Origin of the sequence: Micromonospora sp. RV43, from assembly GCF_001029515.1 — a bacterium.
Taxonomy (GTDB): domain Bacteria; phylum Actinomycetota; class Actinomycetes; order Mycobacteriales; family Micromonosporaceae; genus Micromonospora; species Micromonospora aurantiaca.
Genome location: NZ_LEKG01000195.1, coordinates 1 through 20,806, shown reverse-complemented (window position 1 = coordinate 20,806; position 20,806 = coordinate 1). Strand labels below are relative to the sequence as shown.

Sequence of the window (20,806 nt, the reverse complement as noted above, 5' to 3'; positions counted from 1 at the left end):
GACCAGCACGCCGCCCACCAGCACCCCGCCGACGAGCACGCCGCCCACCAGCCCGCCGCCGACCACGCCGAACCCGGCCGGTGGCTGCACCGCGACGTACGCGATCACCGGTTCGTGGGGTGGCGGTTTCCAGGCCGACGTGAAGGTGACGAACGGCAGCGGTTCGCCGATCCGCGGCTGGTCGGTGAGCTGGAACTACCAGAACGGCCAGCAGGTCAACTCGGCGTGGAACGCCTCTGTGACAACGAGCGGAACGCTCGTGACGGCACGCAACGTGGCCTACAACGGCTCGCTCGCGCCGGGTGCGAGCACCTCGTTCGGCTTCACCGGCTCGGCCAGTGCGACGAACCCGGTGCCCGGCATCCTGTCCTGCACGACGACCGCCTGACCCGGGATCCGGCCGGGGCCGCACTCACGGCCCCGGCCGGGCACCCTCACACCAGGCAGTTGACGATGTCGGCGACCGGGCGGCGGCGGCCGGTGTAGAACGGGATCTCCTCCCGTACGTGCCGGCGGGCGCCGGAGGCGCGCAGGTCACGCATCAGGTCGACGATCCGGTGCAGCTCGTCGGCCTCGAACGCCAGCATCCACTCGTAGTCGCCGAGCGCGAACGAGGCCACCGTGTTGGCCCGCACGTCCGGGTAGCCCCGGGCCATCTTGCCGTGCTCGGACAGCAGCTCCCGCCGCTCGGCGTCGGGCAGCAGGTACCACTCGTACGAGCGTACGAACGGGTAGACGCACAGGTAGGCGCGCGGCTCCTCGTCGTTCAGGAACGCCGGGATGTGGCTCTTGTTGAACTCGGCCGGCCGGTGCAGCGCCATCTGCGACCAGACCGGGGTGAGCGCCCGGCCCAGCGTGGTGCGGCGGAACCGCAGGTACGCGTCCTGGAGCGCGTCGCTGGACGACGAGTGCCACCAGATCATCAGGTCGGCGTCGGCGCGCAGCCCGGCCACGTCGTACGTGCCCCGGATCGTGACGTCCTTGCCGGCCAGCTCGGTGAAGAGCGACTCGACCTCGTCGACGACGTTCTCCCGCAGCGACGGCAGCGGGCTGGTGGCCCGGTACACCGACCACATGGTGTAGCGGATGGTCTCGTTGAGCTCCCGCAGCCGCGCCGCGTTGGTCTGCTCGGTCATGCTGCCGATCCTTCCAGTGCCGTGATGATCTCTTCGGCCGCCGTCTCGCCGGAGCGGACGCAGACCGGGATGCCGACGCCGTCGTAGCCGGCCCCGGCCACCGCAAGCGTCGGGTGGGCGGCGCGCAGCGCCGTCCGGACCGCCGCCACCCGGGCCGTGTGCCCGGGCGTGTACTGCGGCAGCGCGCCACCCCACCGCTGCACGTGCCGGGCCACCGGAGCCGGCAGCGGCGCGCCCAGCACCGCCGACAGCTCCCGGTGCACCGTGTCGGCCAGGTCGTCGTCGGTGAGCTGCAACGATCTCTCGTCGCCGTACCGGCCGACCGAGGCGCGCACCAGCGCCAGCCCGTCCGGCCGCCGCAGGTGCCCCCACTTGGTGGTGAAGAACGTGGACGCCTTGATCGTCAGCCCCTCACCGGCCGGCACCAGGAAGCCGGACAGCTCCGGCAGGGCCGGGCCCGGCAGGACGAGGGTGATCAGGGCGACGCTCGCGTAGTCGAGCGCGCCGACCGTGTCGGCCGCCTCGGGCGCGGCGGCGGCGAGCAGCCGGGCGGCCGGGCGGGCCGGCACCGCGAGCAGCACCGCGTCGGCCTCGACGTGCTCGGCGTCGCGGGTCGGCCCGACGGTGAGCCGCCAGCCGGACGGGGTGCGGCGCAGCTCGCGTACCGCCGCGCCCCGGCGGATCGTCGCCCCGCTCACCGTCGCCGCCGCCTCGACGAGCGTGCTCAGCCCACCGGCCAGGGTGCCGAAGACGGGGGCGCCGGGCGCGCGCGGCGCGGCGGCCTGCGCGGCGCGTACCGCACCGACGAGCGTGTGCTCGGCACGGGCCGCGCGGGCCAGCGCCGGCATCGTGGTGACCAGCGACAGGTCGTCGGCCCGCCCCGCGTACACGCCGCCGAGCATCGGGTCGACCAGCCGGTCCACCACCGCGTCACCGAGACGCTTGCGGACCAGCTCACCGACCGAGGTGTCCTCGCCGTCTGCCAGCAGCGGCCGGCCCGCGTCGCGGTCGGCGTCCGCGGCCGGCGGCGCGACCGCCGCCACCTTGTCCAGATCCCCGGGTACGCCGACGAGCGTGCCGCCCGGCACCTGGTGCAACGTGCCGTCGACGAGCAGGGCGGCCTGCCCGACTGTGGGGTGCACGATCGAGGCGTCCAGGCCGAGGCGCCGGGCCAGCGTCACCGCCGCCGACTCGCCACCGGCCGGGTCGCGCATCAGGAACGACTCGGCGCCGAACTCGACCGGCCCGCCGGCCAGCTCACCGGTGAACAGCTTGCCGCCGAGGCGGCCGGACTGCTCGTACACGGTGACCTCGGTGCCCTCGGGAGCCCGGTCGCGCAACCGGACGGCGGCGGCCAGCCCGGTGATCCCGCCACCGACGATCGCCACCCGCCACGGTCGCACCACTGTCTCCTCCTAGCGCTCCGGTCGCGCGGTCAGCTCGTGCACCAGCGCGACCACCCGGGTCAGCACCTCGGGGTCGGTCTCCGGCAGGACGCCGTGACCGAGGTTGAACACGTGGCCGGGAGCGGCCCGGCCCTGCTCGACGATGCGCCGCACCTCGGTCTCCACTGCCGGCCAGGGCGCGAGCAGCACCGTCGGGTCGAGGTTGCCCTGCACCGCCTTGTCCGGCCCGATCCGGCCGGTGGCGACGTCCAGCGGCGTACGCCAGTCCACGCCCACCACGTCGGCGCCGGCCTCGCCCATCGCGCCGAGCAGCTCGCCGGTGCCCACCCCGAAGTGGATCCGCGGCACACCCGCGTCGGCGAGCCCGCCCAGCACGTACGTCGAGTGCGGCAGCACGAAGCGGCGGTAGTCGGCCTCGGAGAGCGCGCCCGCCCACGAGTCGAACAGCTGCACCGCGGAGACCCCGGCGTCGACCTGCACCTGGAGGAACGCCAGCGTCACCTCGGCCAGCCGCGCGCACAGCGCGTGCCACAGGTCCGGGTCGCCGTACATCAGCGCCTTGGTCTTGGCGTGGGTCCGCGACGGGCCGCCCTCGACCAGGTAGCTGGCGAGCGTGAACGGGGCGCCGGCGAAGCCGATCAGCGGGGTGTCGCCCAGCTCGACGACGAGCCGGCGGACCGCCTCGTCCACGTACGACACGTCGTCGCGGCCGATCGGGCTGATCCGCTCGACGTCGGCGGCGGTACGGACCGGCTCGGCCACCACCGGCCCGGTGCCGGGCACGATGTCCAGGTCGACGCCAGCCGCGGCGACCGGCACCACGATGTCGCTGAACAGGATCGCCGCGTCCACGCCGTGCCGGCGCACCGGCTGCAGCGTGATCTCGGTGACCAGCTCGGGCCGGCGGCAGGACTCCAGCATCGGCACGTTGGCCCGGATCTCCCGGTACTCCGGCAGCGACCGGCCGGCCTGGCGCATGAACCAGACCGGGGTGTGCGGGCCCGGCTCGCGCCGGCAGGCGCGGACGAAGGGCGAGTCGGCCGGCCCGCCGCGGCGGGGTTCTCCGTCTCGGGCGGCAGTGCCCGTGGTGTCGGTGGTCATCGCGGCAATCGTGCCACGCCCCCGGTGCGCGCCCGCGTTCACCGTCCGCATTTGTGACGTAGAAGGAAGGGCCCCCGCTTAACGCCTCCGGTAGCGGAAGGGCCCCTTCTTAACCGTCGATCACCCGGCGCGCCGTCGCGCGCCGCGCGGTGAGCGCGGCATAGGCTGCCCGCATGGCCCCCCCGATCGCGCTCCCGGAAACGTTCGCTCGCGCGGTCGCGGGGCTGCGATCGGCCACACCCCGCCCGGAGATCATCCTGGAGGAGGTCGGCGCGCCGCAGCGGCTGGCCCCGTACGCGTTCGCGCTCTCCGCCGCCGTGATGCGCGACGACGACGAGGTGGCCACCGGCCGGCTGATCCTGCTGCACGACCCGGCCGGGCACGAGGCGTGGCAGGGCACGCTGCGGCTGGTCACGTACGTCACCGCCGAACTGGAGGTCGACCTGGCCAGCGATCCGCTGCTGCCCGGTGTCGGCTGGACCTGGCTGACCGACGCGCTCGACGCGCAGGGCGCCGGGCACCGGGCGATCGGCGGCACAGTCACCCAGACGCTCTCCACCCGCTTCGGCGAGCTGGCCGGGCCGCCCGCCGCCGGTGACATCGAGATCCGCGCCTCCTGGACGCCGCTGCGCGCCGACCTGGGCCCGCACCTGCTCGGCTGGTGCACGCTGCTGGCCTCCACGGCCGGCCTGCCGCCGCCCGGCGTCACCGCGCTGCCCACCCGCCGCTCCGCCGGCGCCGCCTGACCGCACCCCGCCCGGGGACACACGAAAGGCCGCCCCGGACGAACCGGGACGGCCTTCGGTGGACGCCGGTCAGAGGTAGTTCTCGGCCTCGTCGCAGATCTTGTCCAGGCCCTTGCTGGCCGCCTCGAAGGCGGCCCGGTCGCCGCGCGACGCCGCCGCCATGGCCGTGGTCAGCTTGTCCAGGCAGTTCGCGATGACCTTCTTCTGCCGGGCCTGCTCGTCCCGGTCGTTCTTGGTGCCGGTCAGGTCCTGCTGGGTGTCCGACAGCCGCTCCTGGACCGCCTTCAGCTCACCCTTGAGCTTCTCCATCTCCTGCTGGTTCGCCGAGATCGTGCCGTCCCGCTGGCTGACCGTCTGCCGGGACTTGTCCAGCTCGCCGTTCGTGGAGACGTACAGGAACGTCATCACGCCGCCGAAGACGAACAGCAGCGCGGCGACGAGGCCGAGCACCAGGGCCGCCCACTTCCTGCCGCCGCCGGTGGCCGGCGGGGCACCCACCGGGCCGTACGGGCCGGGCGGCCCGGACATCGGCGGCGGCCCGAAGCCGGGGCCGGACACCGGCGGAGCCGACGCGGGCGGGACCGACATCGGCTGCGCGTAGCCGGGGGCGGAGACCGGCGGGACGGAGACCGGCGGCGCCGACATCGGCTGCGCCGGCGGGGGCACCGGGGCGGCGCCGGGCGCGTATCCCGGCTGTCCCGGCGTGGCGGGCTGGTATCCGCCGTACCCGGGGGCGCCGTCGGACACGGTGGGCTGGTGCAGCGTCGGCGCTGGCTGGTTCGGGTCGTACTGCTGGGGCGCGGGCCGGCTGCCGTACGGGTTGCCGTAGACCGTGCCCCCCGGCGCCGGGGGCGGGTTGTCGCCCCCGGCCGGTGGGTAGGACATGTCGTTCCTCCAGATGTGCTGGTCCCCCGCGGGGTGGCCCGATGGGCCGGGGTCGATGCGGTGCGGCCGGGCCGGTGCGGCCACCGGTCAGCAGAGCCGGAACCGGTCGCAGGCGGTCTTGATCGGCACCGCGAGCCCGATGCCCTCGGCGTTGCGGGCCTTGGCCGTGGCGATGCCGACGACCTCCTTCGAGCCGTTGATCACCGGGCCACCGGAGTTGCCCGGGTTGATCGGCGCGTCGAACTGGATCACCGGGCCGCCGCCGCGCTCGTCCTCGCGGAACGCGCTGACCACGCCCGTGGTGACGCTGTCCTGCAACCCGAGCGGCGCGCCGACCACGATGATCTGCTGGCCCGACCGCACCGGGTCGCGGGCCGCGACCAGCCCGGTGAACTTGGCGGTGGTCTGCAGCTGCGCCAGGTCCTTGTCCTTGTCGGTGGCGATGATGGTCGCCTCGAACCGCTGGTCCTTGCGCTCCAGGAACACCTTGCGCTCACCCGCGGTGAAGACCGACTCGACCACGTGGAAGTTCGTCAGCAGCGTGGTGCCGCCGCCGGACGGGGCCTTGCCGACGGCGAACGCCGTACCGGTGAACTGCCCGGCCCGCACCCGGAACACGCTCGGCAGCACCGCGCTGGCCACCGCCTCCGGGTTGAAGGCCGCGCCGGCCTTCTTCTCCAGGCTGCCGGCGCGCTGCTCCAGGCCGTCGAGCCGGCTGGCGTCCGTGCCCTGCCCCTCGGCCATCCGCTTGTCGGCGGCGGCGAGCCGGTCGTCGAGCCGGTAGATCTGGTACGCCTGCACGCCGGTGACCACCGTCAGCACGGCGGCAAGGGCCAGCGCCACCACCGCCACCCGGCTGCGCCGCGCCGGCTGCGCGCCGAAGCCGGCCGGGCCGCCGACGAGGGCCGCCTGACCGGGGTACGCGGAACCGGGCTGGGACGGTGCCGACACCGGCTGGCCGGGGTACGACGGGCCGCTGCCGGACAGGCCCGGATACGACGGTGCGGCGGGCGCCCGGTCCGGGTACGACGACGAGCCCGGCCCGCCCGGATAGGACGGTGACGCGGAGACCGGCTGGCCCGGATAGGACGGTGACGCGGAGACCGGCTGGCCCGGATACGCCGGTGACGCGGCCGGCTGGCCCGGGTACGCCGGGGCGGCGGACCGGGAGGTCTGCGCCGGCACGGCGCCGAAGGACGACGGCTGGCCCGGCGCGGAGCCGTAGGACGGCTGGCCCGGCGCGGAGCCGTAGGACGGCTGGCCCGGTGCGGAGCCGTAGGACGGCTGGCCCGGCGCGGAGCCGTAGGACGGCTGGCCCGGTGCGGAGCCGTAGGACGACCGGCCCGGCTCGGACGGCGTGGTGCCGTAGGACGGCTGGCCCGGCTGGGCCGTGGCGGGCGGGGTCGCGACGCCGGACGAGGCCGCGTAGGGCGTCGGCTGCGGCGTGCCGGCCGGGTCCGGGAGACCCGGGTAGCCGGCGGGCGGCTGGACGGCGGCCCGCGCCGGGTAGCCGGGGGTGCCGGCCCACTCGGATCCACCGGGGAACGATCCCGGCACCGGGGCCGAACCGGCGGGCGGGGCGAAGCGCGGCGGCAGCGGCCCCGGCCGGTCGGCTGCCGTGTCGCCGCCGCCGTGNGGCACGTCGTCGCCGGTTCCGTACCCGCCTGTCATGCTCGACCGTCCTCCCCGTCGGCTTCGCCGACGCCCCCCGACCCGCTGCGGCACCCGTACGCCGTTCGCGGCTCGATGGACCGTACCGGCGGGAACGGGCTTTGTCTTCCCCCTTGTCCGACCCTCTCACGGCCCCGCAACCCGCACCTTTCCGGTCACCTGACGGCCATCGCGCCGACACACGCCGGACCGGCTGCGCACACCGGATCGTCCGGCCTACTAGGGTTGTCAGGTGACCGACGAACCACCCCTGCGCCGTCGGGCCGCCGAAAGCCGTACCGGGGAGGCGTCCGCCCAGCCGACGTCGGCCCTGCCGGAGCCGGCGGACGCGGGGTCCGAGACCGAACCGGGCGCGGCCGTCCCCCTGACCGCGCCGCGCGACGGCACGCCCGCCCCGGTGGCCACACCTGCCGAGTTGGACGAGGTCGTGGCCCGCTTCGCGGCCGGCACCGGCCCGGTGGCCCTCGATGCCGAACGCGCCTCCGGCTACCGCTACAGCCAGCGCGCCTACCTGGTGCAGCTGCGCCGCGGCGGCGCCGGCACCGCGCTCATCGACCCGCTGCCGCTGCCCGACCTGTCCGCCCTGGACGCGGTGATCGCCGAGACCGAGTGGGTGCTGCACGCGGCCAGCCAGGATCTCGCCTGCCTGGCCGAGGTGGGGCTGCGCCCGCGCCGGTTGTTCGACACCGAACTGGCCGCCCGGCTGGCCGGTTTCGAGCGGGTCGGCCTGGCCGCGCTGACCGAACAGCTGCTCGGGTTCAGCCTGGAGAAGCACCACTCCGCCGCCGACTGGTCGAGCCGGCCGCTGCCGGAGTCCTGGCTGACGTACGCGGCGCTCGACGTCGAACTGCTCGTCGACCTGCGCGACTCGCTGGACGAGGAGTTGCAGCGGCAGGGCAAGTCGGGCTGGGCGGCGGAGGAGTTCGACGCGCTGGTGCGCAACGGCGCCTCGCCGCGCGTCCGCGCCGAGCCGTGGCGGCGCACGTCCGGCATCCACCGGGTACGCGGCGCGCGGGCCCAGGCCCGGGTGCGTTCCCTCTGGTACGCGCGGGACCAGATCGCCTCCCGCCGGGACGCCGCGCCGGGCCGGGTACTGCCCGACTCGGCCATCGTGGCCGCCGCCGAGCTGGACCCGAAGGACGAGAAGACGCTGCTCACGCTCCCCGGGTTCGGTGGGCGGTCGGTGCGCCGGCTGGCGCGTACCTGGCTGGCGGCGCTGGACGACGCGCGCCAGTTGCCGGACGACGCGCTGCCGGTGAGCCCGGCGGTGGAGGGTCCGCCTCCGCCGCACCGGTGGGCCGAACGCGACCCGGTGGCGGCCGGGCGGCTGGCCCGGGCCCGGGAGGTGGTGGTCGGCACCGCCGGGTCGCACCGGCTGCCGGCGGAGAACCTGATCGCGCCGGACTCGATCCGCCGGCTGGCGTGGCAGCCGCCCGCGGAGATCACCGACGAGACGGTCGCGGAGACGCTGCGCGGCTTCGGTGCCCGGGAGTGGCAGATCGGGCTGCTCCTGCCCGCGCTGACGGAGGCGTTGCACACCCCGCAGCAGTGACTTCCGCGGCCGGGGTGTGAGGTGGGCCACGCGGGGGGTGGTGCCACGTCTGGTTACTGGCGAGTAGCATCCGGGGAAATGCCCGTGCCGAGGGAGGCTCCAAGTGCCCCGTGAAGTCCGGGATGTCGTCTTCGTCGACGGCGTCCGTACCCCGTTCGGCAAGGCGGGTGGGATGTACGCCAACACCCGCGCCGACGATCTGGTGATCCGCTGCATCCGCGAGCTGATGCGCCGCAACCCGCAACTTCCGCCGGAGAAGGTGGAGGAGGTGGCCATCGCCGCCACCACCCAGATCGGTGACCAGGGCCTGACCATCGGCCGCACCGCCGCCCTGCTGGCCGGCCTGCCCAAGACCGTGCCCGGCTTCGCCATCGACCGGATGTGCGCCGGCGCGATGACCGCCGTCACCACCGTGGCCAGCGGCATCGCCGTGGGCGCGTACGACGTGGCCATCGCCGGCGGCGTCGAGCACATGGGCCGCCACCCGATGGGCGAGGGCGTCGACCCCAACCCGCGCATCGTCGCGGAGAAGCTCGTCGACCCGTCCGCCCTGGTGATGGGCTCCACCGCGGAGAACCTGCACGACCGCGTCCCGCACATCACCAAGGAGCGCACCGACGCGTTCGCGCTGGCCTCGCAGCAGAAGACCGCGAAGGCGTACGCCAACGGCACGCTCCAGGGCGACCTGGTGCCGGTGGCGGTCCGCGACCCGGAGGCGGGCTGGGGCCTGGCCACTGTGGACGAGGCGCCCCGGGACACCTCGATGGAGAAGCTGGCCGGGCTGAAGACCCCGTTCCGGCCGCACGGCAAGGTCACCGCCGGTAACGCGGCCGGCCTGAACGACGGCGCCACCGCCGCGCTGCTGGTGGCCGAGGAGACCGCCCGCGAGCTGGGCCTGCCGGTCGGCATGCGCCTGGTGTCGTTCGGCTTCGTCGGCGTCGAGCCCGAGGTGATGGGCGTCGGCCCGATCCCGTCGACCGAGAAGGCGCTGCGCATCGCCGGCCTGAGCATCGACGACATCGGCCTGTTCGAGCTGAACGAGGCGTTCGCGGTGCAGGTGCTCGCCTTCCTCGACCACTTCGGCATCGCCGACGACGACCCGCGGGTCAACCCGTGGGGCGGCGCGATCGCCATCGGTCACCCGCTCGCGTCCTCCGGCGTCCGGCTGATGACCCAGCTCGCCCGCCAGTTCGCCGAGCACCCCGAGGTCCGCTACGGCCTCACCGCCATGTGCATCGGCATCGGCATGGGCGGCACCGTGATCTGGGAGAACCCGCACTGGGAGGGTGGAGACAAGTGAGCCTCGCCGCACCGAACGAGGTCGTCACCAAGGCGCTGCTGCGCCAGGTGGCCGTACCCGGGCTGGACCGGCCCGCCGCCCTCATCACCCTGGACAACGGCTTCGACCACACCAAGCCGAACACCTTCGGCCCGGCCGGCCTGACCAGCCTGGACGAGGCGATCACCGCCGCGCTGTCGGCGGAGCCGGCGTTCATCGCGGTCACCGGCAAGCCGTACATCTTCTGCGTGGGCGCGGACATCACCAGCCTCCCGGCCCTGGAGAACCGCGAGCAGGCGCTGGAGATCGGCCGGCTGGGCCACCGGGTCTTCGCCCGGCTCAAGGACAGCGGCGTCCCCACCTTCGCGTTCGTCAACGGCGCGGCGATGGGCGGCGGCCTGGAGCTGGCGCTGCACTGCCACTACCGGACGCTGTCGGCGGGCGCGGCGGCCCTGGCGCTGCCCGAGGTCTCGCTCGGCCTCATCCCCGGCTGGGGCGGTACGCAGCTGCTGCCGAACCTGATCGGCATTCCGGCCGCGACGCAGATGATCATCCAGAACCCGCTGATGCAGAACAAGATGCTCAAGCCGAAGCAGGCTGCCGAGATGGGCATCGCGGACGTGCTGCTGGAGCCGGCCGACTTCCTGGAGCGGTCGCTGGAGTGGGCCGCCGGCGTGGTCCGGGGCGAGGTCACCGTGACCCGTCCCGAGGTCGACAAGGACATGTGGGCGGGCGTGCTCTACTTCGCCCGGCAGACCCTCGACCAGCGGCTGCACGGCGCGGTCCCGTCCGCGTACAAGGCGCTGGACCTGCTGGAGACGGCGAAGGACGCCGACTTCGCCACCGGCACCGCGGCGGAGGACGAGGCCCTCGCGGACCTGGTCTTCTCCGAGGAGCTGCGCAGCGGCCTGTACGCCTTCGACCTGGTGCAGCGGCGGGCCAAGCGCCCGGCCGGCGCGCCGGACAAGGGCCTGGCCCGTCCGGTCACCAAGGTGGGCATCGTCGGCGCCGGCCTGATGGCCAGCCAGCTCGCGCTGCTGTTCGCCCGGCGTCTTCAGGTGCCGGTCGTGATGACCGACCTGGATCAGTCCCGCGTGGACTCCGGCGTCGGCTACGTGCACACCCAGATCGAGAAGGCCGTCAGCAAGGGCCGGATGGACAAGGGCACCGCGGCCAAGCTGTACGGCCTGGTCAGCGGCTCGGTCGACAAGTCCGTCTTCGCCGACGCCGACTTCGTCATCGAGGCCGTGTTCGAGGACCTGGGCGTCAAGAAGCAGGTCTGGGCCGAGCTGGAGAAGATCGTCAAGCCGGAGGCGGTGCTCGCCACCAACACCAGCTCGCTGTCCATCACCGAGATGGCCGCCGAACTGGAGCACCCGGAGCGGGTGGTCGGCTTCCACTTCTTCAACCCGGTCGCGGTGCTGCCGCTGCTGGAGATCGTCCGCGGCGAGCGGACCGACGACGCCACGCTGGCCACCGCGTTCGCGGTCGGCAAGCAGCTCAGGAAGTCGTCGGTGCTGGTGAAGGACGCTCCGGCGTTCGTGGTGAACCGGCTGCTGACCCGCTTCCTCGGCACCGTGTTCGCCGCCGTCGACCAGGGCACCCCGCTGGACGTGGCGAACAGCGCGCTGGACCCGCTGGGTCTGCCGATGCGTCCGCTGGCGCTGCTCCAGCTCGTCGGGCCGGCCGTGGCTTACCACGTCGGCGGCACCCTGCACGAGGCGTTCCCGGACCGGTTCGGCGTCAGCGAGAACCTCAAGCGGATCGCCGACTCGGGCCAGCCGATCGTGGTCGACGATCAGATCAACGACGAGGTCGCGAAGCTGCTCGTGGTCGGCGACGAGCCGCTCACCGCCGAGCAGGTCCGGCAGAACGCGCTGGACGCGCTGGCGCAGGAGATCCGGCTCATGCTCGACGAGGGCGTCGTCGCCGAGGCGCAGGACATCGACCTGTGCATGATCCTCGGCGCCGGCTGGCCGTTCCACCTGGGCGGCGTCACGCCGTACCTGGACCGGACCGGCACCTCCGAGCGGGTGACCGGCAAGCGGTTCCTGCCGCACGGCGTGGCAAGCCTGCGCTGAGGCGACCGCAACGCATCGATCGCGGTGGTCGGGCTGTCCGTTCCGGACGGCCCGGCCACCGCGATCGGCGTCTGCGGCCCAGGTCACGGGTAGGTCGCGGTTTGGCGTCGCCGCCCTTGTGCGGACAGCGGGCTGTCGGTGGTGCTGGCTACCATCACGCGTCCAGTTTTCTCACAGGAGCTGCCTACATGTCCCAGCCGCCGTCCAGTCCCTACTCCGGCAACTACCCCTCCCCCCAGCAACAGCCCGGTGGCTACCAGCCGCCGCAGCAGCCGCAGTACGGCGGTGACTACCCGCAGGCTCCCCAGCAGCAGTACGGCGGCGACTACCCGCCGCAGCAGCCGCAGTACGGCAGCCAGCTCGGTGCGCCGGTCCCGCCGAAGAAGTCCGGCGTGGGCAAGGTCCTGCTGATCGTCCTCGCGGTGGTCCTGGTGCTCTGCGTCGGCGGTGGTGTCGCCGCCTACTTCGCCACGAAGGACACCGTCAACGAGGTGGTCACCGCCACCAAGACGCGGGTGGTCGAGCCGCAGACGCTCGGCGGCCGGGCCAAGGTCACCGACCCGCAGCTGCAGACCGCCGCGGCGCAGATGAAGTCCGAGCTCAGCAAGGACGTGCCGGACGCGACCAGCACCGTCGGCGCCTTCTACGGCGACCCGGCCAAGAAGGACCTGGTCATGATCGTCGCGGTGTCCGGCGTGATGGCGGACCCGAAGAAGGAACTGGCCGACGCCACCGCGGCGGTCACCCCGGACCTGGCCACCAAGGACTTCAAGACTGTCGACGCGGGCCCGCTGGGCGGCGACGCCAAGTGCTCCGACGGCAAGGCTTCGGACGTGCCGGTGGCCGTCTGCATCTGGGCCGACCGGGGCAGCCTCGGCATGGTGGTCGTCTACTTCAAGTCCGCGGCCGAGCTCCAGTCGGAGTTCGTGACGATGCGCGGCGAGATCGAGAAGCAGGACTGACACCCGTCACGCACCGGGCCCCCGCCGTGACGGCGGGGGCCCGGTGTCGTTTCCGGATCAGGCGGACGCGGCCCGCTCGGCAGGGCTCCGGCAGACGCAGAACTCGTTGCCCTCGGGGTCGGCGAGCACCACCCAGCCGGTTCCGTCCGGGCGGCGCCGGTCGGCCACCAGCGCGGCGCCGAGCTCGCGCAGCCGCGCCACCTCCTCGTCCCGGGTGCCCTCGGCCGGGTGCAGGTCGAGGTGGAACGCGCCCTTGCCGTGCCGCTCGTCCACCCGAACGAACAGCAGGTCGGGGCCGTGCCCGTCGGGTGCGGCGAGGACCGCCTCCGGGTCGCCCGGGTGGTCGTCGTCGGCGAGCCGGCGGTCGAGCACGCGTGCCCACCAGCCGGCCAGGGCGTACGGGTCGTCGGTTTCGACTGTCACGCAGTGGATCTGTGCACTCACTGTGCTTCCTCCTGTGGGGAGCGCGCCCCGGCGGAGTGGGAACGTCAGCGGGGAACGCGGGGCGCGGGACGGTTCACAAAGAACATCGACCACACCCCCTTCCACCTCTCGGGCTGACCGGTTGATCATTCCACCGCCCGCGCCGCGCACACAACCCCGCTCGTGCAAGGAAGGGCCCCTTGTTAACAGCGAGGTGTTAACAAGGGGCCCTTCCTCTACCGCAGGCGTTAAGAAGGGGCCCTTCCTTACGGGCCGACGAAGACCGCCTTCGCGCGCCAGTCGACGCCGTCGACCGCCGGGCCGCTGCGCACCGTGAACGTCCCCGACGGAGCGCCGTTCACCCAGTCGACGGCGGACAGGTCACCGGTGCTCCGGTTCACCTTGTAGAGCGTGGAGCCGGCCACGAAGACGGCGCCCGCGTCGGAGAACCCGCTCGCCCCGGCCACGGAGAACCGGTCGGCGCCGACCACGCCGCTGTCCGGCGTAAACCAGCGCCAGAACAGGCCGTTCTGCCCGGTCAGCGTGTAGTAGAGCCGACCGCCGGTGTAGAACATGCCGGTCACGTTCGGGATCTCGGCGTAGAAGCCGGTGGTCGCGCCGACGTACGTCTGCCCCTCCGGACCCGAGTTGGTCACCACGGTGTCCCAGTACGGGTCGTGGTACGGGTCCACCAGCTCGGGCGTGCCGAACGTGGTGCCGTCGAACGTACGCCGCCACAGCGCGCCGCCGGTGCCGTAGAACAGCGTCCCGCCGACCCAGAACGCGTTGCGCGTGGCGGACCACGCGGTCTCGTCCGGGTTCGCCACCGCAGCGGGCGCGCCGACGCCGGTCAGCCCGTCGTACGAGCGGACCTGCACCTCCTCGCCGGTGCCGGCCGGCGGAGGCCCGGTCTTGACGATCTCGACGGCGTCGACGAGCGGGTTCTCCTTGACGTGGCGGAACTCGATGTCGACGGTGCCGTCGCTGGTCACCGTGAACTCCCGCATGGTGCCCACGTTGTGCCCGACGCTGGCGGACAGGTCCAGGTCGTCGAGGACGACCGCGCCGTCCAGCGCCACGTCGAAGACGCGCGTGTTGGGCGCGGAGGTGCCGTCGTACCGGTTGGCCAGGTAGAGCCGCACGTGCACCTCGGTGCCGGCGGGCACCGGGAACTGCCAGAGCATCTCCGCGCCGCCGGCCGGGTCGTACCGCTCGTCGCTGTAGAGCGCGGCCGGGGTGCCGGCCGGCACCGTCGCGTCCAGGCTGCCGACCGTGTTGAAGCTGGAGGTCGAGCTGCCGGTGTTGTGGTACGGGCTGGGGCTGGAGCCGGTGTCGGCCGCCCAGTCCGGTCCGCCGTCGGCGGCGGCGACCACCGGGCCGCCGGCGTTCACCCGGTACAGCACGTTGGTCGGCTTCGGCAGGCCGGCCTGGTACACGTTGCCGGGCAGCGTCGCCGTGGTGGTCGGGTGCGGTGCCTTGCCACCGGCGAGCGGGAAGAACGCGATCCGTTCCCGGCGGTACTGGAAGTTGCCGATCCAGAGTGTGTCGCCGCCGACCCAGAGGCCGCTCGGGGTCACGAGCATCTCGGAGGCGCCGATGCCGCGCGGGTGCCGGCCCGGGTTCCAGGACAGCGGTAGGCCGTTGGCGGGGTCGAGCGCGGCGATGCTGGCCCGGCCGACCGCGCCGGCCCGGGCGTTGTCGGTTCCCGTGCTGTTGTTGAGCCAGCGGAGGTGGCCGCCGACGTAGACCGCCTGCTCGCTGATGCCGACGGACAGGAACGTGTCGCCGCCGCTGTAGTCGACCCAGGTCGGCTGGAGGCTGCTGCCGGTCGCGCCGGCCTCCCAGCGGGCCGCGGTGTCGCAGAGCGTCCCGCCGTACGGGGCGCCGGTGGTGACCACCACGAAGTAGCTGTTGTCCGGGGAGAACGCGACGTCGCGGACGTACGAGTCGAACGACTGCCACTTGCAGCGCGGCGTGTAGCGGGCCGTGTTCCAGTCCGCGACGGTGGCGGCGGTGGCGCCCAGGTCGATCTTGACGATCTGGTCGTGCAGGACCCCGTCGGCCTTCTTGAAGTTGCCGATGACGACGAGCTGCGTGCCGTCCGGGGAGACGGCGAGCTTCTCCGCGCCCACGCCGGCCTTGGCGCCGCTGACGCCGTCCCAGTTGTGGTTCTCGGTCAGCGCCGTGGTGAGGTAGCTGTCGACCGCGCCGGTGGTGGCGTTGAGCGACGCGAGCCCGCCGCGCGGGTTGGGGTTGCCGGCCGTGGTGAAGATGCCGCCGACCAGCAGCCGGTCGCCGACGAGCGCGATGTCCTTGATCAGACCGTTGAACGCCGGCGGCGTGAAGCTGGTGACGACCGCACCGGTGGCGACGTCGAGCAGGGCCACCTTGCGCCGGGTCACGCCGTTGACGGTGTTGAACTTGCCGGCGACGAAGACCGTGCCCGCTGTGGGACCGGCGACGACCGCCGTCACCTCGTTGTCGAGCGTGGGCGCGAACGCGGTGTCCACCTGCCCGGTGGCCTTGTCGAAGGCGAGCAGGTAGTCGCGGGGGATGTCGACGTCGGAGTTGCGGTTCTGCACCCGGGTGAAGGAGCCGCCCGCGATGATCTTCGTACCGGCGTCGTGGATCGCGTCGACCGAGCCGTCCTGGACGTCGGGCGAGGCGGTGGAGGGGACGGTGTGGACCACTTTGTCGTGGCCGGGCGCGGCGACGGCTGCCGCGGGCGTGGCCGGCGAGAGGCCGGCGACGGTGAGGGCGCCGGCGGTGAGGACCGCGAGAAGACGGCGGCGGCGCGGGGCCGAGGGGTGGGTCACGGGCAGCTCCGGTGGGTGAGCAGGGTGAGGCGTCGCTGCGCTTACTCTCCGTTGATCCCCGGCTCCGCGTCCAGCGGGAGCGGCGCATTCTGCCCGACCACCGTGCCGCCGGGGGCCGACCACCGTCGGGTCCGGCCGGGACAGCCGAGGCCGGTCGCACGAAAAGGTGAGGCCGCCTCACCGGCTGGACGGGCCGGGTCGGCGGTCAGGTGGCCGCCGCCGGGTCGGCCGACGGAAGCGTGACTGTCACCTCGAGGCCGCCGCCGGGCTGGGCGACCGCCTTCACCGTGCCGCCGTGCGCGTCGCTGACGGCCCGCACGATCGACAGGCCGAGACCAGAGCCGCGCGCGCCGGTGCGTTCCTGGCCGCCGCGCCGGAACGGCTCGAACAGCCCGGGTACGTCGGCCGGGGCGACCTCGAAGCCGGTGTTCCCCACGACCAGCCAGGACCGTTCCCCGTCGGTGCCGGTGCGTATCCAGATCCGGCCGTGCAGGTGGTTGTAGCGGACCGCGTTCTCCACCAGGTTGCCGGCGAGCCGGTCGAGCAGCCCGGGGTCGCCGACCACCGGCGCCGGGCGCAGCGAGGTGTGCACCTTCAGGCCGATGCGCTCCACCTCCCGGGAGACCGCTGACAGCGCGTTCGCGGTACCGATGGCGAGGTCCGACTCGGCACGCCGGGCGAGCCGCCGGCCGGTCTGCGCCTCGCTGCGCGCCAGCACCAGCAGCGCGTCGACCAGGCCGTTGGCGCGTTCGGAGGCGTCGCGCACCACGCCGGCCATGCGGCGGTACTCGGCGAGGTCGGCGTCGTCGTCGCTGAGCGTCACGTCGATTTCGGTACGCATCACCGCCAGCGGCGTCCGCAGCTCGTGCGAGGCGTTCGCGACGAACCGTTTCTGCGCCTCGAAGGCACCGCTGATCCGGTCGAGCATGGCGTCGAACGTCTCGGCCAGCTCGGCCACCTCGTCGTCGGCGCCGGACCAGCCGATCCGCTCGTCGAGCGTGGCCTCACCGAGCCGGCGGGCGGTGGCGGTGACCTGGTGCAGCGGGCGCAGCGCCCGGCCGGCCACCAGGTACGCCCCGGCCACACCGACCACGCTGATCGCCACCAGCGCGAGCAGACCCTTGACCAGCAGTTCCTGTGACGCGGCGTCCACCAGTTGCCGCTGCCACTGCCCGGCGTCGAGCGTGCGCCCGTCGGTGAGCACCACAGTGGTGCCCGGTAGCAGCTCGTCGGTGGGGCGCAGCGCGTCGCGGACCAGCAGCCAGGCCAGCAGCACCAGGATCGCCCCCGCGCCGACCAGCAGCACGCCGTTGAGCAGGGTCAGCCGCAGCCGCAGCGTCGGCCGCACCCGGCGGGCGCTCCGCGCGCTCACTGCCGTACCCCGCCGATGCGGTAGCCCGCGCCCACGACGGTGTCGATGAGGGGCGGGTCGCCGAGCTTCTTGCGCAGTGTCATCACGGTGACGCGGACGATCGTGGTGAACGGGTCGGTGTTGGCGTCCCAGACCCGCTCCAGCAGCTCCTCGCTGGACACCACCGCGCCGCGCGCCTTGAGCAGCTCGGCGAGCACGCCGAACTCCTTGTTGGTGAGGTCGAGCGGCACGCCGCCCCGGCTCACCACCCGGCGGGCCGGGTCGAGCACCAGATCGGCCACCTCCAGCACCGGCGGCGCGGCCGGGGTGGCGCGGCGGCCGAGCGCCTGCACCCGGGCCACCAGCTCGTCGAACGCGAACGGCTTGGCCAGGTAGTCGTCGGCGCCGAGCTGCAACCCCTCGACCCGGTCGGCGACCGTGACGCTGGCGGTCAGCATCAGCACCCGGGTCAGCGCGCCGGAGGCGGCCAGGTCGGCGCAGATCCGGTCGCCGTGCACGCCGGGCAGGTCGCGGTCCAGGATCACCACGTCGTAGCGGGTGACGAACGCCGCCTCGTGCCCGGCGTCGCCGTCGTAGGCGACGTCGACAGCCATCCCGCGCTTGCGCAGCCCGCGCGCGATCGCGTCGGCGAGGTTGCGCTCGTCCTCGACCACCAGTACCCGCATCCCGGCCTCCCACCTCGTGACCCCTGACAACCTAGTGCGGCAGGCAAAACCCGCCGCCGGAGGAGCCGACCCCCGAGACGCCCGTCGACGAGCGCACCGCCGGGGAGCGCGGGTGGTGCGCTCGGGCCACCTAGCCGCGCCCGGGACCCCGAGTGGTGACTCTTCGTAACGCTGACGCCTCTTCACCGGTGCGTCACGCACCGTGATGGCCGCTCACCCGGCCAAACCGGACAGCCGGCGAGCCAGATCTCCTTGAACAGCCGAAACGGCGAAGCGGTCCCCGGCGGCGGAGATACCCCTCCGCGCCCTTTGCTCTGCAGCCTCATGCGCAGCGGTAGCCGTACGTCACGGATGCGTCGGTGGCTGCAGAGCAAAGGGCACGCGGGGGACCATGCCGCTGATGCGCTGCGGCTACGGTCGGTGACAGCACGGCGGGAGGGCCGGCCGCGTGCGGCGGCACGGGCCGCCGTTGCAGAAAACCTTCGGGTACGCGATGCTCGGCGGCGATGATCGACAAGCGCAGCAGGCACAGGTCACGGCCGCGCCGGGCGGGTTCCCGATGAGCGGCCGCGACATCGCGTACCGCCGGTTCCGCTTCCCGGCGGACCGGGACCGGGGTCGTGCGGACGGGCTGCGCGCCGGGCCGGACGGCCTGACGCTCGACGGCTCGGCCGGCCGGGTCACGCACACCGATCCGCACTCCGGGACCACGGCCGGGTACGCCGCCGGCACCTGGACCTCTCCCGTGACGGCCGTCGGCTTCACCGTCACCGAACTGGTGCCCTCGTGGACCGCAGACACCCCGCCCGGCTGCTGGCTGCGGGTCGAAATGCGCGGCTGGGCCGACGGCACGGCCGCCACCGGCTGGTACGAGCTGGGCCACTGGGCCGCCGACGACAGCGCCGTGCACCGCGCCTCAGTACCCGGGCAGGAGGACGACCGGGCGCGGGTCGCCGCCGACACGCTGCGGGTGACCGGCGCGACGGTGACCGGCTGGCAGGTCCGGGTGACCCTGCTGCGCCGCCTCGACGCGCCCACCGGCCCGGTGCTGCGCACCGTGGGCGTGGTCGCCTCGACCGACCCGCCCGGCGGCGCGGAGGCCGCCCCCGCGGAGGCCGGCGACGCGTGGGGGCGCGTGCTGGACGTGCCGCGCTACGCGCAGCGGCTGCACGCCGCCGGGGAGACCCGCTGGGGTGGCGGCGGCGACTCCTGGTGCAGCCCCACCTGCGTGTCGATGGTGCTCGACTTCTGGGGCACCGGACCCACAGCGGACCGGTACGCCTGGGTGGCACCGCCCGGCCCGCGTCCGCAGGTGGTGCACGCCGCCCGGCACTGCTACGACCACGCCTTCGGCGGGCCGGGCAACTGGCCGTTCAACACGGCGTACGCGGCGACGCACGGGGTGGACGCCTTCGTCACCCGGCTGCGCTCGCTGGCCGAGGCGGAACGGTTCGTGGCCGCCGGCATCCCGCTGATCGTCTCGGCCGCGTTCACCGCCGGTCAGGTGCCCGGACTGGACTACGACACCCGGGGGCACCTCATGGTGCTGGCCGGCTTCACCGCCGAGGGCGACCCGGTGCTCAACGACCCGTACGCCCCGGACGACGAGCGGGTCCGCCGCACCGTGCCGCGCGGGCCGTTCGAGAGCGCCTGGCAGGCGGGCAGCGGCGGGATCGCGTACGTGCTGCGGCCCGGGTCGACGCCGCTGCCGCCGCCTCCGGCGCAGGCCAACTGGTGATCAGCGGCCGACCGGCCAGATCGCCATGCCGCCGGTCGGTCGCAGGCACACCAGTTCCGTACCCGTGTCCGCGCACTCGGACCAGGCGCCGGGCAGGATCCCCCGGATCCGTACCTGCCCGGCCGCCACGTCGAGCGCGCCGACGAGCGTCCGGTCCTCGGTGAGCGTGCGCAGCCCTAGTAGCGGCCCGGACGGGAGGTCGTTGCCGGAGACGCGCCAGCGCCCGAGCCGGGCCAGCACGCGGCCGGTCGGCGGGTCGAGCGCCGACAGTTCCAGTTCCTCCCCGACCCCGCGCTCGGCGGCGATCAGCCGGTCGCCTACCGGGCCCATCCCCAGCCAGCGCTCGTCCGACCAGGCCGGACGGCCGGTGGCCGGGTCGAGGGCCTGCGCACCGCCCTCCTGGTCGCGCAGGCACACCATCCCGGCGCAGTCGGCGAACCAGAGCCCGGCGCGGGAGCCGACCGGCAGGCTCCATCGCTCGTCGAGCCGGTCCAGCCCGTATCCGGTGACCGTGCCCCGGGCGTCCTCGACCAGCAGGAGGTCGGCCACCACCTGCGCGTACCGGTAGGCGGCGCGATCGGCTGCGGGCGCCACCCGGCCGGTGTGCGCGACCGCGCCGGAGTCCGCGTCGTACACGGTCACCCGGCCCTGCGGGGTGACCAGCACGAGCTGCGTCACCCCGTGGTCGTCGTGGCGGTACCCCACCTCCTGGCCCGGCACGGGCAGCGTCCACCGCACCGCGCCGGAGGCCGGGTCCACGGCCCGCACCGTGCCCGCACCTGGTGGGCGGGGGTTCTCCAGCAGCAGGCCGCCCGATGCGGTCCGGACCGGGTAGCCGGGATGCCGCCAGCGCAGCGTGCCGGTGGCCGGGTCGAGCATGGCCGACACGGAGTCGCCGTCCCCGGCCGGGCTGCTCGTCACCAGCAGTCCCCCGGCCACGGCGGTGAGCCCGAGTACGTGGTCGCCGTCGGTG

General features: G+C 73.9%; 17 protein-coding genes. 7 read left to right on the top strand and 10 right to left on the bottom strand.

The genetic code is table 11. The features are described from left to right. A partial coding sequence (locus ABD52_RS41500) for a cellulose binding domain-containing protein (protein ID WP_047894212.1) occupies positions 1-388 on the top strand: 388 nt, incomplete at its 5' end. Positions 389-434: 46 nt separating this feature from the next. Here ABD52_RS41500 and hemQ read toward each other — a convergent pair. The 3 genes from hemQ to hemE are packed head-to-tail and all read right to left on the bottom strand — an operon-like array spanning position 435 to position 3,643. Beyond that, positions 435-1,136: a hydrogen peroxide-dependent heme synthase gene (hemQ, locus tag ABD52_RS32080; RefSeq protein ID WP_047894211.1), complete on the bottom strand. Its 702-nt coding sequence runs from the start codon at positions 1,134-1,136 to the stop codon at positions 435-437. Further along, positions 1,133-2,542 (bottom strand): protoporphyrinogen oxidase, encoded by a 1,410-nt coding sequence (gene hemG / locus ABD52_RS32075; protein WP_047894210.1) that lies wholly within the window; start codon positions 2,540-2,542, stop codon positions 1,133-1,135. Before hemG ends, hemQ begins: the two co-directional genes overlap by 4 nt. A gap of 9 nt (positions 2,543-2,551) precedes the next feature. After that, positions 2,552-3,643, bottom strand: a complete 1,092-nt coding sequence (hemE, locus tag ABD52_RS32070) for a uroporphyrinogen decarboxylase (RefSeq protein WP_200905273.1) — start codon at positions 3,641-3,643, stop codon at positions 2,552-2,554. A 173-nt stretch (positions 3,644-3,816) separates the two neighbouring features. On the opposite strand from hemE, the gene ABD52_RS32065 reads away from it, so the two are divergent. Continuing rightward, the gene (locus ABD52_RS32065; RefSeq protein WP_013284819.1) at positions 3,817-4,389 is read left to right on the top strand and encodes a DUF3000 domain-containing protein; all 573 of its coding nucleotides are present in this window, start codon (positions 3,817-3,819) and stop codon (positions 4,387-4,389) included. Between the two features lie 69 nt (positions 4,390-4,458). Here the strand turns inward: ABD52_RS32065 and ABD52_RS32060 are convergent, their stop codons facing one another. Continuing rightward, on the bottom strand, positions 4,459-5,274 hold the full coding sequence (locus ABD52_RS32060) for a hypothetical protein (protein ID WP_013284818.1): 816 nt from the start codon (positions 5,272-5,274) through the stop codon (positions 4,459-4,461). A gap of 87 nt (positions 5,275-5,361) precedes the next feature. Then, positions 5,362-6,870 (bottom strand): trypsin-like peptidase domain-containing protein, encoded by a 1,509-nt coding sequence (locus tag ABD52_RS32055; RefSeq protein WP_235437623.1) that lies wholly within the window; start codon positions 6,868-6,870, stop codon positions 5,362-5,364. A 307-nt stretch (positions 6,871-7,177) separates the two neighbouring features. Here ABD52_RS32055 and ABD52_RS32050 point away from each other — a divergent pair, with 307 nt between their 5' ends. From ABD52_RS32050 to ABD52_RS32035, 4 genes are all read left to right on the top strand, one after another. Then, on the top strand, positions 7,178-8,497 hold the full coding sequence (locus ABD52_RS32050; RefSeq protein WP_047894207.1) for a ribonuclease D: 1,320 nt from the start codon (positions 7,178-7,180) through the stop codon (positions 8,495-8,497). A 103-nt stretch (positions 8,498-8,600) separates the two neighbouring features. Beyond that, the gene (locus ABD52_RS32045; RefSeq protein WP_047894206.1) at positions 8,601-9,797 is read left to right on the top strand and encodes a thiolase family protein; all 1,197 of its coding nucleotides are present in this window, start codon (positions 8,601-8,603) and stop codon (positions 9,795-9,797) included. Beyond that, positions 9,794-11,857 carry a 3-hydroxyacyl-CoA dehydrogenase NAD-binding domain-containing protein gene (locus tag ABD52_RS32040; protein WP_047894205.1) on the top strand — a complete coding sequence of 688 codons (2,064 nt, stop codon included), beginning with the start codon at positions 9,794-9,796 and terminating at the stop codon, positions 11,855-11,857. Before ABD52_RS32045 ends, ABD52_RS32040 begins: the two co-directional genes overlap by 4 nt. Positions 11,858-12,045: 188 nt before the next feature. After that, positions 12,046-12,819, top strand: coding sequence for a hypothetical protein (locus tag ABD52_RS32035; RefSeq protein ID WP_013284813.1), 774 nt, complete (start codon positions 12,046-12,048; stop codon positions 12,817-12,819). Between the two features lie 57 nt (positions 12,820-12,876). Here ABD52_RS32035 and ABD52_RS32030 read toward each other — a convergent pair whose 3' ends face one another. The 4 genes from ABD52_RS32030 to ABD52_RS32015 form a co-directional block, all read right to left on the bottom strand. Then, positions 12,877-13,263: a VOC family protein gene (locus ABD52_RS32030; protein ID WP_013284812.1), complete on the bottom strand. Its 387-nt coding sequence runs from the start codon at positions 13,261-13,263 to the stop codon at positions 12,877-12,879. Positions 13,264-13,508: 245 nt separating this feature from the next. Next, a complete protein-coding gene (locus tag ABD52_RS32025; RefSeq protein ID WP_047894204.1) occupies positions 13,509-16,058 on the bottom strand; it encodes a malectin domain-containing carbohydrate-binding protein in 2,550 nt (849 codons plus the stop codon). Positions 16,059-16,263: 205 nt separating this feature from the next. Beyond that, the gene (locus ABD52_RS32020) at positions 16,264-17,406 is read right to left on the bottom strand and encodes a cell wall metabolism sensor histidine kinase WalK (protein ID WP_030274537.1); all 1,143 of its coding nucleotides are present in this window, start codon (positions 17,404-17,406) and stop codon (positions 16,264-16,266) included. Between the two features lie 20 nt (positions 17,407-17,426). Continuing rightward, positions 17,427-18,095: a response regulator transcription factor gene (locus ABD52_RS32015; RefSeq protein WP_013284809.1), complete on the bottom strand. Its 669-nt coding sequence runs from the start codon at positions 18,093-18,095 to the stop codon at positions 17,427-17,429. A 448-nt stretch (positions 18,096-18,543) separates the two neighbouring features. Here ABD52_RS32015 and ABD52_RS32010 point away from each other — a divergent pair, with 448 nt between their 5' ends. Next, the gene (locus tag ABD52_RS32010; RefSeq protein WP_047894203.1) at positions 18,544-19,833 is read left to right on the top strand and encodes a peptidase C39 family protein; all 1,290 of its coding nucleotides are present in this window, start codon (positions 18,544-18,546) and stop codon (positions 19,831-19,833) included. Here the strand turns inward: ABD52_RS32010 and ABD52_RS32005 are convergent. Beyond that, a partial coding sequence (locus ABD52_RS32005; protein WP_047894202.1) for a PQQ-binding-like beta-propeller repeat protein occupies positions 19,834-20,806 on the bottom strand: 973 nt, incomplete at its 5' end. It lies immediately after the preceding gene.

What these genes read in the sequence shown, in the direction of transcription:
- hemQ (WP_047894211.1), bottom strand. Translation starts at nt 1,136, where the DNA reads ATGACCGAGCAGACCAACGCGGCGCGGCTGCGGGAGCTCAACGAGACC.
- hemE (WP_200905273.1), bottom strand. Translation starts at nt 3,643, where the DNA reads ATGACCACCGACACCACGGGCACTGCCGCCCGAGACGGAGAACCCCGC.
- ABD52_RS32065 (WP_013284819.1), top strand. Translation starts at nt 3,817, where the DNA reads ATGGCCCCCCCGATCGCGCTCCCGGAAACGTTCGCTCGCGCGGTCGCG.
- ABD52_RS32060 (WP_013284818.1), bottom strand. Translation starts at nt 5,274, where the DNA reads ATGTCCTACCCACCGGCCGGGGGCGACAACCCGCCCCCGGCGCCGGGG.
- ABD52_RS32035 (WP_013284813.1), top strand. Translation starts at nt 12,046, where the DNA reads ATGTCCCAGCCGCCGTCCAGTCCCTACTCCGGCAACTACCCCTCCCCC.
- ABD52_RS32015 (WP_013284809.1), bottom strand. Translation starts at nt 18,095, where the DNA reads ATGCGGGTACTGGTGGTCGAGGACGAGCGCAACCTCGCCGACGCGATC.